Source organism: Parapedobacter soli (assembly GCF_025460835.1).
Lineage (GTDB): Bacteria > Bacteroidota > Bacteroidia > Sphingobacteriales > Sphingobacteriaceae > Parapedobacter > Parapedobacter soli.
Genome location: NZ_JAMXAY010000052.1, coordinates 1 through 17,581 on the forward strand (window position 1 = coordinate 1; position 17,581 = coordinate 17,581).

Consider the following 17,581-nt stretch of genomic DNA (forward strand, 5'->3'; position numbering starts at 1 on the left):
TAGTTAAATATGAACAATACTGACTTTAGTCGGACAATAGTGATTTTTAATTTAGGAAAGTGACCTATGCACACCGCTTAACACCGATGATTATTCCCGACGCCCAATGCTGTTTAACCACCCATAAATCGGGTCTGGCTTCCAGCCTTTCGATGAGCGCAATTGCTTTTTCATGATGCCCCTCCGGCCAATTTTCCTGCGGAAGCATGTCGTCAACGATATAGAGCCCACCCGGACGAAGCATGGCCAAGACCTCATCTAGTAACAGGTATTTGCCATGCCAGGTATCCGCAAAGATGTAATCAAAAGACTTGGTTGCGTTTGATGCCACCCAATCACCGCCGTCTGCGAGTTCCAGCGTTAATCGCGAATCGTTACCCAAGTTGTTGCGAGCAATATTCAGCAACCTCTCATCGTGGTCGAACGAAATCAGGGTTGAGTGGGTATCCATCCCATCCAGTATCCAGGCTGTTGCCAACCCGGAACCTGTTCCCAATTCCAGAAAACTCCCCCTTGGCTTGGCGGCAGCGAGTGTACGTAGTAGTGCACAGGTTTGGATCTCCGATGGCATAGTGAAGCCCAGACGCGCCGTTTCTTCGGCAATAGCCCGGTAAGCGGCCGGCCATACTTGTTGTGTTATGTTATTCATTAAATCATTGCAAATTAATCATTGAGCGATACTGAATGAGTCGTTAATTTCTTTAAGCTTACCCTCCTTCACCAACTCCCCCAATACCCGCTCCAAAACATCCCTCTCCTCCTTCTTCTCCTCGCGGTCGATGTACAAATGCTTCACAAATATAGGATGTAAATCCGCTTTTCAATTAATCAGATTAAGCGCGCTTTTGTCAGCTCATTGCTTGGGCGACTAAGTTATAATGCCGATATTAGGCTTTCACCCTAAGTAAACGCGATGAAGAACCAGCCCTTTTTCGGATTTTTAAGAAGCATTTTTATCAAAGAACCAGTTGTCGAACTGTCACTGCCAGTGAACGTCGTGCAACGCCGTCGTCAGCCCATTCTTAACGAAACGTATACCGGGGTGTCTCGTATGTCTATTTAACTGGCCAGCGATCAACGTCTTCACCGAGCGCATAGACCATCACCCGCGGCTCACAAGTCCACATGGCTTGTTACGCATAAACCACCTCGATTTCACAAGGGTTATAATCGATGATTTCGACATTATATTAATTGCAGGAAGCGAGGGTGACTACACCAATGAAACCCGTTTATAATTGCTTTATCTGGCAAATCAGCCTTGGGTTATCAGAGCAGATGATGCGCTATATAGAAGAATCCGAGCGCCTAGCCAAATATGTCGTCTACCTCGCTGTTACCGGGTACATCAGCTGCGATCAAGCACCGATGAGCCCATAGCACGAGGACTCTTTTATTTGCAATTTGCGATAGTTCACGTCATTCTTTAATTTTATCAGGCACTGTTGTTTCAACCAAACAAAGTGCTACATTTGAGGTTGATAGCCCCTAACCCCATTGGGGCGGAAGCCCGTTACTTCCAGTGACGGGCGTCTCTTTTTGAGCGCCTTTCGTCACCGCATAGTCTATTTAACAAATCTTAACACATCCAGTGTAACAAAACGGGAACGGCATGCGTTATATAGGCAGTTAGTAAAATTTGTCTTTTCATAATTTAGGTTTATAATTGGTTAGTTAGTAAAGCCCCGATCCTCCCCGTTTCGGGGCTTTTATTTCGTTGATTATGCACGCCTACTCCCAGATTATAGTGTTGGTAGTTTAGCTATACAATCTATCTCTACTTTGATTCCCTTACCCAANAGTAAAGCCCCGATCCTCCCCGTTTCGGGGCTTTTATTTCGTTGATTATGCACGCCTACTCCCAGATTATAGTGTTGGTAGTTTAGCTATACAATCTATCTCTACTTTGATTCCCTTACCCAACACAGATTGTACCGTTGTGCGCGCCGGTTTGATGCCCGGGAAATATCGCTCATACACCGCGTTGTACCGATCGAAATCCTCGATGTCGCTTAAATGAGCTGTACACTTTACGACATCACCCATCGTGGCACCCGCTGCCTCGACAATCGCTTTGATATTTTCCAGCGTTCGTTCCGTTTCCTCTTCGATAGAACCCAAAACAAACCTCGACGTGTGGAAATCTACAGAGGCCTGTCCGCTCACAAATAAAAACCCGTCAACTACAAGACCATCTGAAAAAACTCCAGTAACGAAACCAGGTGCCTTGTGCGGGTGTGTAATTACCTTCTTATCCATTGTTATGAATTTAAATATATCAATATCGATTAAAAAAGAGCTATCTTCCCCATAGCCGGCGAAAATGGTTTACCATTTACCGTTACGTTAGTTAAGCCCGAAATCGGTGGCACGTGAACGATGACCTGTTTTGGTCTATCTCGCCACTTACCATTGAGTTCGATCGCTAGCGTCCCGCCATCTGCTGACAATGCAAATCGCAGGTCAACGGCACCATATTCGGTGGGCATGTTTTCGAAAACCGTTTCCTGCGAGGAAGAGACCCACGCCACTGGACAAAGCCGCATGATGTGTAATGTATCGGCTTCAATTTGGTCATCGATCACCGCAAGGCGAGAAAGATAAACAGCTAACGGTGTTGCAAAAAGATTGCCCTGAATCCCGTGTCGATGCTCACAAGATATATAAGTGTTTTGAGATAACGCCCCTGCGTATAGACTATACATCCCCTCCAAGAATTTTTCGCGATCATTCAACTGCCAGGAGTGGAAAACATTCCAACTATAACAAGGTTCGCAGGTTGAAATTTCTCGATCCAGCCATGGCCTATGCAAGGCAGAATAAAAGACAGGCCAAAGTTTTTTATTGGGGCCATCCCTGAAAAAGTCAACCGCATCTTTCATTATCGGGTCACTTGCGTGCATCAACCCCGCCCAAACCAACACCATCGGACCCGTATCTAAATAAAAAGCATCCGAAAACTGGTGTTGGGGCATATGGGGCGACATACTGGTAGGGGGTTTAAATCGAGTAGCACCCTTATTGTCAACCCAAGTAGGGCCATTCCTAGTCAGTTCCCGGTAATTTTCCTGAAATATTTCTTTAAACTGGCGGGCGAACGCCTCAAATTCGGCAGCCCTTGGATGCCCTTTCTTTTTCAATAATTTAACGGCAGAACTCAGTCCTTTATAATTCCAAGCCAGGTTCCAAATGGCTTGTGTCTCGATCCAGTCATCCGTCGCAACAGCAGGAGGAAGCAATCCTTTTACACCATCGTGGTCTGTCAACTCGCTGTTGTTCTTGATAAAATCACACGCTTTGACAATGGCATCTTCCCACCGTTTGAAAAACTCATCGTTCCCACTCAATAACGCATGGTTAGTAATCTGCAGCAGTATTGCGCCGTGATCCGAAAGCCAGTCGATGGACGTCAGCGTTTTGGGTGTACTAAAATAGCCCGGGTCCATACTATAGGCGGTGCCAGGAGGTTTTACCGTTCCTTGGTTAGTTAAAAAAATCTCTGAATATTTCCTCGTGATGTCAAATTTCCCGAGCGGGTCCATAAACATATGGCTGATCATGGAGGTCGGGGTGCTCCACAAATAATCATAGGCAAACGAACCAGACAAGTAAGAGTACTCCGAATTCATGTAATTCTTTTCAGCGATGATTTCGGCCAATTTGGTGCTATAACTAATGACATCATTAATATAGTCCTCGGGTACAACAATACGCGCCCCTTCTGAATCCCGGTGCGCCCAGTATTCGTCGCTCTTCCGTAGCGCGTAATCGAAGCCGAGTATACGCTCGTGCTGAACAACCGATCGCTCTTCCGCCAACATCGGCAACAACACGTCAACATAGTTACCCACTTCAGCCTTTAGCCATAACCTCACGCCATATACCCCCTCCTCAATTTCGAAAAAGCTGCTGTCGTTTAACTCGGCATCCGAAACGACCGACAACCGAATCTTTCCATCGGGCTCTACTAGATCGAGCATGTGTTTATCTTGTTCCGTATAACGGTGTGCCATTAGTGGGTTATGATACTTCTTCGTCTCCGGATTGATGTCCAGCGATACGGCGTATTCCCCGCGTTCCTGATGATCATAGTAGCTCCTGCTCACTTGGATGACCACCGGCAGACTGTCGCGGTGCCGGAATGGATCGAGGTGGGTTACCTTGAGGCGCATCCACCCGAACAAGGGTTCTATTCCCGAATCCACGTCTTGCCAATCTTTAGCATATGCAAAGAAATCTTGCCGGATGACGGATCCGGTTTCCTGCGTCTTGTAATCTGTCCACAGGACGGGCGTTTCATGTGCTTTGTCCCAACCCTGGTCTCCGTATCCACCGTCTACTTTCCAACTGGCGATACGCGACGTTGGTATCGGCACTGGATTCCCGTCTCCCCGGGTTGAGACAGTAACCAGCATGTCTTTGTGCAACCACGGTTTTACGTTCTCCCTAATCCAGCCCCATCTTGGAGCAGGCATGGCCAAAATTGCTCCATTATAAATCACGTTAAACCTGAAAAAGTGATCCTTCCACCCCACAGGAGTCCACACGTTTTTTTGGTCAGGCCACCAAAGTAGCGCCTGCTCCATATCTGGTTCGGAATTGCGACCTTGATTTTGCGCAATGGCTGGCATCATGACAACTGCAAACACCAACGAAATCCATACGTTCCTCAACATAATCATAAAAGAAAAAATTTAGTAGCTGAAACTAAAAATCATCAAGTCCGGTACCCTTATCGATTACCACCAATGAATCGCCAGTATCCTCAACCTCATAAATCACGGCACGTTCCTTTCCCGACGGACTATTCGGGCTATGGAAGGTCAACATCAGCATTTCATCAAACGTTGTAAAGAGCATGCCATGCCCCCCATCCTTTTCAAACAACGGTTCGGAGTGCTGTGTCCAAGGGCCGACAACCCGCCCGGTAGCGGATTCCGCTATTCCGATAGCATAAGAACCTGACTTGAAACTGGACCAAATCATCAACAATTTGCCGGTCTTAGTACGATAAAGGAAGCATCCATCCGTTACATATGACGGTTCCGCCCCGTCGTGAGGGTCACCCGTCGACCAAGGCGCACTTGATGCGTGGAACAACGTCAGTGGCGGTCCCACTGGTTTAGCTAAATCGGGAGAAAGTCTCTGCAGCACGACGCTACCATCGCGGATTTGTACCCATTCGTGGCAATAAATCATATAGGGCGTACCATTTTCTACCCACAACGTGCCATCTAATGCCATACGATCCATCGGCGTTTGCGGTAATTTGTCCGAAAAAGGCATAAATGGTCCTTCCGGCGAATCCGAATGAAATATTTGCGTGGCTCTGAATGTGTATTTTGGCCAATCTGGCCGTTGCTTCTTCCATTCGATGTCCGAATTTAAGGTTGCAAACAAATAATATCGTCCTTGATAATGGTGCACCTCGGGAGCCCATATCGCACCCTGAATCCAGTTGTCGGAAGGCATGGAGAAAACCGTGATAGGACCTTTCCATGAGGTCAAATCATTGCTTTTGTAGGCCACCACACCAGATACGTGCTTACCCGTTCCGTCCGATACGCCTGCGGCCTTATACAAATAATAGGTAGCTGACCCCTCATCTGCAAGAATATAAGGGTCGCGGATAGGCAAGTTCGAAATGTCAACGGTTGTGACATCAACTTGCCCATAAGTTTGCCGAACCCCGACCAGGACCGCGAGGATGGACAGGCCAATGAGAACCGGCACCCTACATTTGATTTCTTCAATTCCTTTCATCTATACACATTATATCCGCACTTCGATCGGTTTTTTAACACCGTAGGATTTTCCATTCAGAATCACTTTTTTTAACCCGGGCACCGGTGGGATGTGCAAGGTGACGCGTTGCGGATTCTCGTTAAACTGCACTGCCAGTTTCACCACCAAACTGCCGCGGCTTTCGGTTCCACGGAATGATAGACTCACCTTTCCGAAACGCGTGGGCATTTGCTCAAACACGGTCTCTTCACTGGGGCTTATCCAGGCCAACGGACACAAACGGAGCAGATGCAATTCCGTTGGAGCGAGCTGATCATCAATTACCGCCAAGCGTGTTAAATAGAAAGCTAATGGTGTCGCAAAGAGATTCCCTTGAATCCCATGCCTGTGTTCACAGGAAATGTAGGTGTTTTGGGATAGCGCCCCCATGTACAGGCTGTACATTCCCTCGAGGAATCGCTTCCTATCGTTCAGTTGCCAAGAATGAATCATATTCCAGCTATAGCAAGGTTCGCAAGTGGACATTTCGTGTTCCAAATACGGTCGCCATAAGGCATGTGGAATCATTCCGGTAAATCGGCGGTTCGGCCCCTCTCTAAAGTAGTCCACCGTATCACGCATGATGGGATCATCAGCGTCCATCAATCCGGCCCATACCAATGCCATGGGACCGGTATCCAGGTAGAACGCATCCGAAAAGATATGATGGGGTTGTGGCTCCAACGACATAACGGTGGGCGGTTTAAATCGCTTTTTACCTTGATTATCCGTCCAGTACTCCCCTTTTTCAGCTAGCGATTTGTATGTATCAACAAATAACTCTTTGAACCCGAGCGCAAAGTTCGAGAATTCTTCCGCTCGCGGGTGGGCATTTTTCTCCAAGAGTTGGACAGCGGATGTCAGCCCCTTATAATTCCAAACGAGGTTCCACAACGCCTGCATCGGGATTTCTTCATCGGTTGCCACTGCTGGTGGCAAAAGCCCGTTCACCCCTCCATGGTTGGTTTTTGCACACATGTCTTTGATAAACTCACATGCTTTAATCACGGATTCGATCCATTTGGCAATAAATGCCTGATCGGCTGTGAGTAGTGCGTGCGTAGAAACCTGGTGCAATACCGCACCATGGTCGGTAAGCCAGTCGATCGCCGTTAGGTTTTTCGGGGTACTGTAGTAGCCAGGGTGAAGATCATATGCGGGTCCCGGAGGTTTTACCGTTCCCTGGTTTGTTCTAAACAGCTCTAAGTAGCGGGCCACCACTTCATGGTAGCCAAGCAAATCCAAAAACATATGAGACACCATCGATGTTGGCGTGGTCCATAAGTTGTCGTACCCCCATGAACCAGATAAAGCAGTATACTCGTTGGTCTTATAGTCTTTCTCAGCAATAATCTCCGCAAATTTCAAGCTTTGCCTGATCACTTTGTTAATGTGGTCTTCCGGCACCCGCACGGTAGACGCAGTAGCCGGCCTGTATGCCCAATACCGGTCACTCTGCTCCAGCGCCGCATCATATCCAAACGCTAGCTCCCGCACCGCCACCGCAGGCGGAACCGCAAGCATCGGCAAAAGGATATCAACGTGATCACCGACTTTCGCTTCCAGCGATGTCTGAATGGCATATACCCCTTGCTGCACCTCAGAAAAGGCAAAACGGTGGGATGAGGCGCTAATGGCCAATAGCCGCACGTTCCCATCCGGCTCAGTTACTTGTATTCCCGATTGACCGTTCTTGCTGTAATCCGAAGGCGCGAGCGCATGTGGATACGGTGCCGCTAGTGGATTGATGTCAACAGCAACGGCATGCTCGAAATGATCATAATGATCGTAATAATTTTTGCTTAACTGAATGGAAACCGGAAAACGTTCAGGATGCCGGTGCTCATCTACAAAAACGACCGACAGCCGGATCCAAGCAAAAAGCGGATCGATACTGCTCTGGGGTTCCCTTCCGCCTTCCACATGGGCAAACATTTCCTTTCTGATCACCAACCCTTCCTGCAGCGGATAATCGGTGTAAAGCACGGGCGTTTCGTGCTGTTCGTTCCATCCCTGGATACCGACACCACCATCGATCTTGGAAACAGAAATGCGTTCTTTGGGAAGAGGCGGCGGAAGCCCATCTTTGGTTGGTCGGATAGATAACAGGAAATCTTTGCCTACAAACGGAATGGCTTGCTGCCGGGGTGAGAGCCAGCTTCCGTTAGGATCGGTGATGATATCGCCATTGTAGAGCACATTGAACCGAAAGTAATGGTTCTTCCATCCAATCGGTGTCCAGACATTACGCTGCTCAGGCCACCATAGCCTGGCCAGGTCTACATCGGGTTCGCCTTCGGCCACATGGCAAGGTACTCCGGCTACCAGGCGGCCCTCAGGGCTACCTGAAACACTGGCCAGCGATAAGCCCGGCGCCAATGCTGTGGCCGTAACGGTACCTATTGCCTGGCGCAAAAAATTCCTTCTGGAATGAGGAAGCAAGTCCTTATTTTTCATTACAACGTGATTATCTAGTCTATAAGTTTACTTCTATTGGTTTTTTTATGCCATGCTTACCCCCGTTTACCCGTACGCTCTTCAAGCCGTGAACCGGAGGTATATGCAATACAATTTTTTGGGGCTTTTCATGCCAATCGCCTTTAAAGGTGATGTCAAGCGATTGGTTACCAGTGTCTTTCTTAAACACCAAATCTACCGGTCCATACAGCGTTGGCATCCCTTTTAGTGCGGTTTCCTGCTCACCAGATATCCACGCCAATGGGCAAAAACGCAGCAAGTGAAGCTCATTTTTATTTATCTCATCATCTATGAGTGCCATCCGCGCCATCCAAAAAGCAAGTGGCGTCGAAAACAGTGTTCCCTGCATCCCAGTACGGTGCTCGCAGGAGGTGAAGGTTTGCTGGGAAAGCGAACCAACGAACAAACTGTACATCCCTTCCAGATACTTCTGGCGGTCTGAAAGCTGCCACGAATGGGCTACATTCCAGCTATAACACGGTTCACAACTGGACATTTCGTATTCCAGAACGGGCCTTGAAATGGCATTGAACCGCGGCCCTTTTAAGTCCCAGTTCGGCCCTTCCCTGAAAAACTTGACGGCGGCTACCATCAGCGGATCGTCGGCATCGAACAATTCCGCCCAGACCAGCACCATCGGCCCGGTATCCAGCAGAAAAGCATCGTCGTAAACGTGTCGCGGCGATGGGGTCTTAGCAAGGTCGGTAACGGGAACGGGGTATTCGTTACCTTGTCGGTCTTTCCATGTAGGGGCTTTCGCAGCGGCCTGCCGAAATGCATCGACGAAGGTGGCCTTATACTGAGCTGAGAAGGCCTCGAATTCATCGGCTCGTGCATGTTTAATGCGCTTTAATAAATGGATGGCCTTGACTAGCCCCTTGTAATTCCACGCCAGGTTCCAGATTGACTGCTTAGGAATCAAATCGTCCGTAGCAACGGCCGCCGGCATCAACCCTTCCACGCCGTTGTGGCCCTTTTTAGCGCAGGCATCTCGAATAAAATCGCACGCCTTGACGATCGAGTCCGTCCATTCGCTGATGAATTTCGGATCGCCGGACAGCAACGCGTGTGTAGACACCTGAAGTAAAACAGCGCCGTGATCGGCCAGCCAGTCGATGGATGTCAGGTAATGGGGGGAAGCATAATACCCCGGATGCAGATCATACGATTCACCGGGTGGCTTGATCGTTCCCTGATGGGTTTTGAATATCCGCGTATACTTTTCGACCGTTTTGTGCGCTCCCAATAGGCTGAGGAACATGTGGCTGTTCATCGAAGTGGGCGTTGGCCAAAGTTGGTCATATCCCCACGATCCGGATAGAAATGAATATTCTTTTGCCTGGTAGTCCAGTGATGTCAGTACCGGGACGTACTTGACGTTATGATAAACCGCCTCGGTGATAAACTTTTCCGGAACGTTGAACCGCTCCGCTGGGAGGAGATCGTGCTGCCAATAGGCGTTACTTTGAGCCAAAGCGCCGTCGTAGCCCAGTTTTTGTTCAGCAGCGATTTCCGAGGCCGTTATCGGGAACATCGGCAAAAGGCAATCTACGTAGTCGCCTACCTGCGCATCCAGGTCAATCCTGATACCGAAAACGCCAGCTTTCCGTTTGAAGAACGATACGCGGCCATCGGCAGTGGGCAGCACCAGAAACCGTATTTTCCCGTCGGGTTCCACAACGCTCAAGCCCGTTTGAGCACCTGCGCCATACCGTTCGGCGGTCAGCTCCCTCGAGTATGCTTCACGATCTGGCAACACGTCTACCGTCACCCCGTTCTCGTGCATGAAACGGCCAATCAGTTCGTAGTAGTTGCTGCTTAGCTGCAGGATCATCGGGAACCGTTCAACGGCATGGAGCGGATCGACATGAACAACGGAAATCCGGATCCAGGCGAACAACGGGTCCAGCCCGTTCTTCACATCTCCGCCGCCCGCCAAATGGCCGAACACCTCGGTCCGCATAACCAACCCCTCTTGCAGGGGGAAATCGGTCCATAAAACCGGCGTGGCGGTATCTTCCTTCCATCCTTGCTTGCCATGTCCGCCATCCCGCGTCCATTGCGGGGTTTGCGTACCCGGCAAATCGGGAACATTGGCATCCGGCCAGGGGGTAAAACTGACAAGGAAGTCGTCTCCCTTAAACTTTACCGCATTTTTCCGGGCGCTTAGGTCTGAGAACGGCTCGAAAATGATCGTTCCGTTATACAGCACATTAAAACGGAAAAAATGGTCTTTCCACCCAATGGGCGTCCAGATATTCCGTTGGTCCGGCCACCAAAGTTTTGCCAACGCAACATGGGGCTCATTGCCGCACGCCCCGGCCGGCATAATCTCCGAAGAACCCGTCGTCGGGCGCGCTATTGATGAATTCGAAAAGCTATAGCCCGGCAACAGAGCTGAAGCAGCGGTGGCGCCGATCGCATGGCGGAGGAATCTCCTTCTGGAAGGCGAGGTATGATCGTTGTTCATAAAGGCGTACGCAATTTAAAGAATGGGTTAAAGTATAATGGTATTGACCGGTTTATATTTCTTCCCGTTCACGATGATCTTGTCGAACTTTCCGGCCGGGATATGGAGGTTCACGCGCTCCGGCTGCTTAACCCAATTACCAGAAAAAGACACATGGAGTGTTTTATAATCCGCCGACACGTTGGCTCTCAGATTGACCACACCATATTTGGTAGGCATATTTTCAAACACCGTTTCTTCTGTCGGGGAGAGCCATGCGTCCGGACAAAGGCGGAGCAAATGAAGCGCATTGTCCTCAATTTCGTCATCGATCATCGCCAAGCGCATCATAGTAAAAGCCAAAGGCGTGGCGAATAAGGTCCCCTGGATGCCATGCCGGTGTTCGCATGATATAAATGTTTGCTGGGAAGTGGCGCCCACCAGCAAGCTGTAAAGGCCTTCCAGAAAATGCTTACGGTCGTTCAGCTGCCACGAGTGGAAAACGTTCCAACTGTAACAGGGCTCGCACGTGGATATCTCCCGGTTTAAGTACGGCCGCGAAAGGGGATTGAACCGAGTGCTGTAAAAATCGCGATTAGGCCCGTGGCGGAAGAAATCCACCGTCGATCGCATAATCGGATCGTCGGCATCCATCAATCCTGCCCATACCAATACCATCGGGCCCGTATCCAAGTAAAAAGCATCGGTAAAGGGGTGCTGCGGAGTAGGCTCCAACGTAAGGTTCGTAGGCGGTTTCGGCCGTACATTCCCGTTGTTATCGATCCACGTTTCTCCTTGAGCAACAAGTTTGCGGTATTCCGTGACAAAGGTCGATTTGAAATTCGCTTCAAAATCCGAAAACTCATCAGCCCTTGGATGCCCAATAGCCTGAAGGAAGTTCACAGCCGTATGGAGGCCTTTGAAATTCCATGCGATGTTCCATACTGCCTGGATTGGGAATAACTCATCGGTAGCTACCGCCGGGGGTAATAAGCCCTTTACTCCTTCGAAGTCTGTCTTGGCACTCATGTCCTTGATGAAATCGCATGCTTTCACAATAGGATCGGTCCAGTTTGCGATAAATACCGGGTCTCTAGATAGCAGAGCATGAGTGCTAGCCTGATGCAGGATAGCTCCGTGATCGGTCAGCCAGTCGAAGGCGGTCAAGGTTTTTGGAGTGCTGAAATAACCGGGGTGCAGGTCGTAAGCCGGCCCCGGAGGTTTAACAGTTCCCTGGTTCTTTCGAAACAGCTCCAGGTGCCTCCCTACGGATTCATGATACCCCAGCAAGCTCAGAAACATGTGGCTGGTCATAGACGTCGGTGTACTCCATAAATTATCATAGCCCCAGGAGCCGGATAAAAAGGTGTACTCACCGTTTATATAGTCCTTTTCGGCAATGATTTCAGCAAATTTGATGCTGTGGGAGAGCCACCGGTTAATGTACTTCTCGGGCACATGTATGTGAGCTGCCGAAGACGGCTTCTGTTGCCAATAAGGTTCCGCCGCTGCCAACGCACCTTCAAAGCCAAGCGCTTGCTGGCTATCGATTTCGGTCTGTTCTTCGGGCAGCATGGGGATCAATACATCGACGTAATCGCCTACCTCGGCATTTAAATCAATCCTTAGGTTATACATTCCCGAGTCTATCGGAGTTAGGGCGATGTTTCTGTCTTGCTTCGTGGGCAATATCGCTAGCCGCACCTTGCCATCGTGCTCCATGACGCGGTAGCCTTGTTGTTCACCGTCGCGGAAGTCGGCCAACGAGAGTTCGCTTGGATACGGCGCGAGCTTGGGATCGATATCGATCGTTATCCCATCTTCCTGAAGATAGCGCTGCGAATGGATATAGTACACCCTGCTCAATTGCGTGGCTACCGGGATGACACCGGTAAAACGGGCGGAATCTACCTTGGTCACTGAAAGCCGAACCCATGCATACAATGGCTCAATACCCGTTTCGACATCCGTGCTGCCTTTAACGTTTGCAAAGATTTCCTGCCGGACAACAATCCCTTCCTGCAGGGGGAAATCAGTGTAAAGGACAGGAGTTTCCGTGCCTTCCCGCCAGCCCTGAATCCCGCGCCCGCCATCAATACGCCATAACGAGGTGACCTCTTTGGGCAAGGGCGGGGGTGTGCCTGATGGCAACGGGAAGAAAGACAGCATAAAATCCTGTCCGAGGTACTTCCTGGAGTGCACGCGCATTGGTGCCCAATTCGGAGCCGGCTCGGCAATTATTGTTCCGTTATACAGCACATTGAACCGGAAATAATGGTCTTTCCAGCCGATGGGGGTCCAGGTATTACGCTGGTCGGGCCACCACAATTTGGCGAGCTCAATATTCGGCTCGGCAACCGAACCACTTGGAGTGAACAGCGGTTCTGCTTCGGTATCTAAACGTAACGCCTGGGCAAAACTAACCGTACTAAACGCCAGTCCATACAGCAAAATAAACAATCCTAGTCTCATATTTTTTTCATCTGCTTCGCGACCTCATTCGGCCTCGTTGTGCCGGGACAAATGGCCCTCGTTTACCTAAATTGGAATTAATTTTTGATTATGATAGCTATGCCGTTACTCACGCCTATCAAGCCGTCGGCCGGACGGTTCAATGCCAGCAAGTTGTCGTTTTGCCGGGCCACGAAACTACTGGCTGCGCCACCGCCCAGGTTCAATGCGTGGGCCGCGCCCATCGCGCGTAAGCAACTGCCCATATCAGCGAGGGATACGCCTACAGCCACCGGTGACGAATCCTCGATAACGGCGAGGTACAATGTTTTCAGATCGAGCGAAGTGGCCACGGCGGTCCGGTGATCCAATGAACCGCCCAATCCCGGAGAAATACCCCCGTCGAGCATGATCCGTTCGCGCCCACCCACCGCTTGTTGTAGCTTATCCATCACAATAGGGTAATTTTCGTAACTCCCGATGGCCGCCTTTCCATCCGTCCGCATGGCGAAAAAGCCGGAGTTGTTGTTGGGTATATCGAAACTCGATTTCAGTACATTCCCATCGACATAGAGGATACTTTCCGGCGCGCCGGTAAGGGAATCAAAATAATCACCGTTTACCGCCCCCAATACGCGAGAAGCGCCACCTTCTAACATCAGTGCCTGGTCGAGCATCGTTTTCGTTGCCCATTGATTAGGTTGATTGGAAGCGGTTGTAGCTCGTATGGCCACCTCCGGATTCGTCAGGTCGACTTCAAACAAATAAAACGTCAGGGCCCGGTCGGCCTTGTCGATAAATTGCACTTCAGATAGCCGTACAGCCTCATGAAGCCATTCCGCGCGATCGGCTACCACACCTTTTATGAAGCCGGTTAAATTTTGCAGTTTCACGCCAGCCTGGCTCTGGCGCGCCTCCGAAACCTTCAGGTTTACGGTATATTCCCTCTTTTGCCCCGATGCCTCTACGCGATAAGTTACCGGAGACGAAAAATCATTGACCGTCACGCCGCTGACCTGCTTCGTTCCATGAATATATACAGCGTCGTTATCGTGGTTCGTCACGAAAAAAGCCTTCAATGCGGTCAGGTCGGTACCCGCCGGCAGGCTATCCACATTCTGAATCGTACCGGTCCGGTTGTCGATAGTGAATTCCACGCCACCGATTCGCTGGTAGGGCTCTGTAATACTAAAATAGATAAAATGATTATCGCTACTTGTTTCTTTTTCGCAGGCGCCCAGCACTAGTATACCGAGACCAAGCATAACACGATATATCTGGCGCATTAGTTTTATAGTTCTCATATTCTCATTCTATGTCGTAATACCATTATTTCAATGCCCAGAAACCCCTTAAGTCAAACTCGTATTCCCATAGGTTTCCATCCGCGTCCCGCGCGACGATGTGGTCGCCGAAAGGCGTAACGTGCGTATACATATCCCATCCGCTACCCACTTTGGTCGGGGAGTTGATCCGGTAATCGCCAGCGGAATATTTATACAACCACATGTCGCCCACCTCATCTATGGTAATGAAGTCGCCTTTATAGACAAAAATGATGCGCTGGTTACTCCAGTTCACGAAATTCCTGAAAGCCACGCCTGTATAAGCTGTCCAATCGCTATTAAATTGGTAATAGCTTATCGACCCGTCGCTGCCCCACCGGCCAAAAAGGCCGTCCGTTCGCGACGTATAGATCAATCGATCGAAAATATTGGCACCCCCGGTAAATAACCACCTGTTTAATGCAGTGAAATTACTTGGCTCCGGCAACGGCGTACTTCCGTCTTCATCCCATGTAACAACCCAGATTAACCAGGCACCATCCGTCATTAGAAATTTGGGGCTATCTCCACCTACGGCTGCCAAATGGGGCACAAACCCATATGTCCAGTCATTGGCTACCGTCTTCGGCGCACCGAAGGTCTGGCTGTCTGCATCATACGGATATGAACGCACCACGCCATCCTCACTTCGTGTAACCAATGACTTATCCCGATAGGAGAACATTTCGATGGCATTAGGAACATTATCGTTGAGCAAGCGACGCGGAATCTGACCGGGCGCATAAGAGCCAACTATCTGGTAATAAGCTACGGATAGCTCTTGATTCAGTGTGGCGTCCGACGTCTCCACGACCAATGGCAACAGGTACGATTTGAAGGCTTCGATGTGTCCAAATGTGTGGATGCTGATCTTCAATAGCGGGGTACGGCTTTCTCCCGCGGGAATAACACTTTCGCTGGTCTCTAGCTCATAACTCCCTTCGGGCATCGCCTCGTACGATGTCTGGTTAATCTCATTGTATTCGTCTACCAAGGTTGGATCTACGGAAAACCGGACGTGGATGTCCTTCGGGGCGGTCAAACCCGAGTAAAAAGCACTGTAATCAAGTGTCTGTGTCCCCTCGATCATAAATAAGGAAGCCGAATTCGGCACATTAACAGCCTGGAGCAGGTAGACATGCGTGTATTTGTCGGCACCGGGTATCTCATATACTACATCTTTGTTGTCGCACGCACACATGAAAGCCAGCAGCATCACCCATGTTCCTAGAAATTTCTTTTTCATAACATTGTGTTTTAATGTGGAGAACTAAAAGCCGGGGTTTTGTACTAATGCCGGAACAATTTGGATTTCGCTCTCCGGTATGGGGAACAGGTAATTTCGTGGGGACACGAAGGTCCGCTTTTCCATCGGCGTCCGCTGGTAAAATTCGGGGTCGGTAAGGCTGTTCCCCGCGCCGATGTTCAATCCATAGATGATGTTCCCATCGGTTTGGTCGGCGATCAACCACCGCCGGCTGTCAAAGAAGCGATGGGTTTCGAACGCTAGTTCCACCCGGCGCTCCTGCCGGATGAGCATACGCATCTGTTGCGGAGTGTGCGGCCCTATAAGTTCGGGCAGCCCCCCTCTACGCCGAATTTTATTCAGATAGGTATAAACATCCGGATGAACCTGATCGTGTGCTTCGTTCAAAGCTTCGGCATAGTTCAGGTAAATTTCACCAAGACGGAACCAGATCCATGTACGCTGCGTAATGACCTGATTCAGCAGGTTGGTGTTCTTGTCAGCAAATTTACGAATGACGTAACCTGTTTTAGAATGGTTGGCACCGCCTTGCTGCAAGCCATCATTGCCTGTGTACCAAAATTCGCTTCGGTAATTCCTCCACAACGAACCGGCAAAATTAATGTGGGCATAAAACCTTGGTTCACGGTTGACATACATGTTGCTGACGCTCGCTGTCCAGTAACCATCGGGGCTATCCGAATCGGCGAACCCCGACTCGGTGTAACCCGACCCCGGAACAATCGTGGGTTGGCCCGTGGCGGAGTAAGCCACCTGCCCCTCGCCCGTCAGTTCAAACGGATGGCTACCATCCGCCATTCGGTAAGCATCCACCATCTGTTGGGTGGGTGCGTAAAAACTAAACCCGTTCAGTCCTTTGGGGTGAATACATTGTTCAAACAACATATTCGTGCCGATGTTGCTGGCAAAAAGCACCTCTTGGTTCCAGTTTTTGGTAAACAATTCATAATGTGAATCGGCCGGGTTGCCCGAGGCGGCTTCATACAACTGATACTGGGCACTCGCCCCAGGCAGGTTACCTTCGCTGAAATCGATGCATAACTTGGCGGCTTCCGCCGCCTTTGCCCATCGGTCACGTGAGTATTCCGGAAACATCTGTTCGCCGGCGCTGTTCACCAGCGCTCGGTAATCCGGGTTCCCGTTAAATTGGGGAGATGCGGCATATAGTAATAACCGCGACTTAAGCGCGAGGGCAGCCGCGGCTGTGGCCCGGCCGTATTCGGCGCTGTTCTGCCTAGCAGGCAAACGGCGGTAGGCCTCGTCGCAATCACGGACGATGAAATCCACACACTCTTGATACGTACCCCGCTCGATGGTGGTAAAGTCGGTGCCGGGATCGAGGGAATGGTCATAAATCGGGATGGGTCCGTACATCCGGAGGGCCAAGAAATTGAAGAAAGCCCGAAGAAAATGTACTTCGCCAATCCATACGCTCTTGGCCTCGGGAGACATGTCGGTGTACTGGATATGTTCAAGAAACAAATTGCATTTCCTGCTCCACTCGGCCGACCTGCCCCATATGGGTAAGTTATTCGCCGGACTCAGGGACCCATTATTGATGAGCTGAGCGACTGCGCCCGCAAATGTGACCTCCATTTCATCAGAGCCCCCTACAAAGGGATTAAATGCGAAGTTGTGGAAATCCATCTCATTGGGAATGCCAGAATAAATATTGTTCAGGAAGCGCTCTGTATATAGGCGTTCCGCAAACGCCTCGGGAAGGGACATATTCTCTTCTGGCCCCTTATCCAAATAACTATCGCATGACACAAGGGCAAGGATGGAAACCGAAACCAGCATGGTTATAGATTGTATTCGTTTCATATC

The 17,581-nt window shown here is 49.9% G+C and carries 11 protein-coding genes; all 11 read right to left on the reverse strand.

Features of this window, described 5'->3' with window-relative positions; translation table 11 throughout:
• Positions 1 to 64: 64 nt before the first annotated feature.
• Positions 65 to 649 (reverse strand): O-methyltransferase, encoded by a 585-nt coding sequence (locus NGM62_RS17720; protein ID WP_262249623.1) that lies wholly within the window; start codon positions 647 to 649, stop codon positions 65 to 67.
• A gap of 18 nt (positions 650 to 667) precedes the next feature.
• Positions 668 to 796 carry a hypothetical protein gene (locus tag NGM62_RS17725; protein ID WP_262249624.1) on the reverse strand — a complete coding sequence of 43 codons (129 nt, stop codon included), beginning with the start codon at positions 794 to 796 and terminating at the stop codon, positions 668 to 670.
• A gap of 1,070 nt (positions 797 to 1,866) precedes the next feature.
• A complete protein-coding gene (locus NGM62_RS17730; RefSeq protein WP_262249625.1) occupies positions 1,867 to 2,259 on the reverse strand; it encodes a RidA family protein in 393 nt (130 codons plus the stop codon).
• A 29-nt stretch (positions 2,260 to 2,288) separates the two neighbouring features.
• Positions 2,289 to 4,676 carry a hypothetical protein gene (locus tag NGM62_RS17735; RefSeq protein ID WP_262249626.1) on the reverse strand — a complete coding sequence of 796 codons (2,388 nt, stop codon included), beginning with the start codon at positions 4,674 to 4,676 and terminating at the stop codon, positions 2,289 to 2,291.
• A 31-nt stretch (positions 4,677 to 4,707) separates the two neighbouring features.
• Positions 4,708 to 5,763, reverse strand: a complete 1,056-nt coding sequence (locus NGM62_RS17740) for a glycoside hydrolase family 43 protein (protein ID WP_262249627.1) — start codon at positions 5,761 to 5,763, stop codon at positions 4,708 to 4,710.
• Positions 5,764 to 5,772: 9 nt separating this feature from the next.
• Positions 5,773 to 8,241: a hypothetical protein gene (locus NGM62_RS17745; RefSeq protein ID WP_262249628.1), complete on the reverse strand. Its 2,469-nt coding sequence runs from the start codon at positions 8,239 to 8,241 to the stop codon at positions 5,773 to 5,775.
• 19 nt (positions 8,242 to 8,260) lie between these two features.
• Positions 8,261 to 10,732 carry a hypothetical protein gene (locus NGM62_RS17750; protein ID WP_262249629.1) on the reverse strand — a complete coding sequence of 824 codons (2,472 nt, stop codon included), beginning with the start codon at positions 10,730 to 10,732 and terminating at the stop codon, positions 8,261 to 8,263.
• Positions 10,733 to 10,759: 27 nt separating this feature from the next.
• Positions 10,760 to 13,183 (reverse strand): hypothetical protein, encoded by a 2,424-nt coding sequence (locus NGM62_RS17755; RefSeq protein ID WP_262249630.1) that lies wholly within the window; start codon positions 13,181 to 13,183, stop codon positions 10,760 to 10,762.
• Positions 13,184 to 13,260: 77 nt separating this feature from the next.
• Positions 13,261 to 14,466, reverse strand: coding sequence for a phosphodiester glycosidase family protein (locus NGM62_RS17760; protein ID WP_262249631.1), 1,206 nt, complete (start codon positions 14,464 to 14,466; stop codon positions 13,261 to 13,263).
• 25 nt (positions 14,467 to 14,491) lie between these two features.
• Complete coding sequence (locus NGM62_RS17765; protein ID WP_262249632.1) at positions 14,492 to 15,733, reverse strand: DUF1735 domain-containing protein; 1,242 nt, start codon at positions 15,731 to 15,733, stop codon at positions 14,492 to 14,494.
• A gap of 24 nt (positions 15,734 to 15,757) precedes the next feature.
• Entirely contained in the window at positions 15,758 to 17,578 is a 1,821-nt protein-coding gene (locus NGM62_RS17770) for a RagB/SusD family nutrient uptake outer membrane protein (protein ID WP_262249633.1), read from the reverse strand.
• Positions 17,579 to 17,581 lie beyond the last annotated feature (3 nt).

What these genes read in the sequence shown, in the direction of transcription:
- NGM62_RS17740 (WP_262249627.1), bottom strand. Translation starts at nt 5,763, where the DNA reads ATGAAAGGAATTGAAGAAATCAAATGTAGGGTGCCGGTTCTCATTGGC.
- NGM62_RS17765 (WP_262249632.1), bottom strand. Translation starts at nt 15,733, where the DNA reads ATGAAAAAGAAATTTCTAGGAACATGGGTGATGCTGCTGGCTTTCATG.
- NGM62_RS17760 (WP_262249631.1), bottom strand. Translation starts at nt 14,466, where the DNA reads ATGAGAACTATAAAACTAATGCGCCAGATATATCGTGTTATGCTTGGT.
- NGM62_RS17735 (WP_262249626.1), bottom strand. Translation starts at nt 4,676, where the DNA reads ATGTTGAGGAACGTATGGATTTCGTTGGTGTTTGCAGTTGTCATGATG.
- NGM62_RS17755 (WP_262249630.1), bottom strand. Translation starts at nt 13,183, where the DNA reads ATGAGACTAGGATTGTTTATTTTGCTGTATGGACTGGCGTTTAGTACG.
- NGM62_RS17730 (WP_262249625.1), bottom strand. Translation starts at nt 2,259, where the DNA reads ATGGATAAGAAGGTAATTACACACCCGCACAAGGCACCTGGTTTCGTT.
- NGM62_RS17720 (WP_262249623.1), bottom strand. Translation starts at nt 649, where the DNA reads ATGAATAACATAACACAACAAGTATGGCCGGCCGCTTACCGGGCTATT.
- NGM62_RS17770 (WP_262249633.1), bottom strand. Translation starts at nt 17,578, where the DNA reads ATGAAACGAATACAATCTATAACCATGCTGGTTTCGGTTTCCATCCTT.
- NGM62_RS17745 (WP_262249628.1), bottom strand. Translation starts at nt 8,241, where the DNA reads ATGAAAAATAAGGACTTGCTTCCTCATTCCAGAAGGAATTTTTTGCGC.
- NGM62_RS17750 (WP_262249629.1), bottom strand. Translation starts at nt 10,732, where the DNA reads ATGAACAACGATCATACCTCGCCTTCCAGAAGGAGATTCCTCCGCCAT.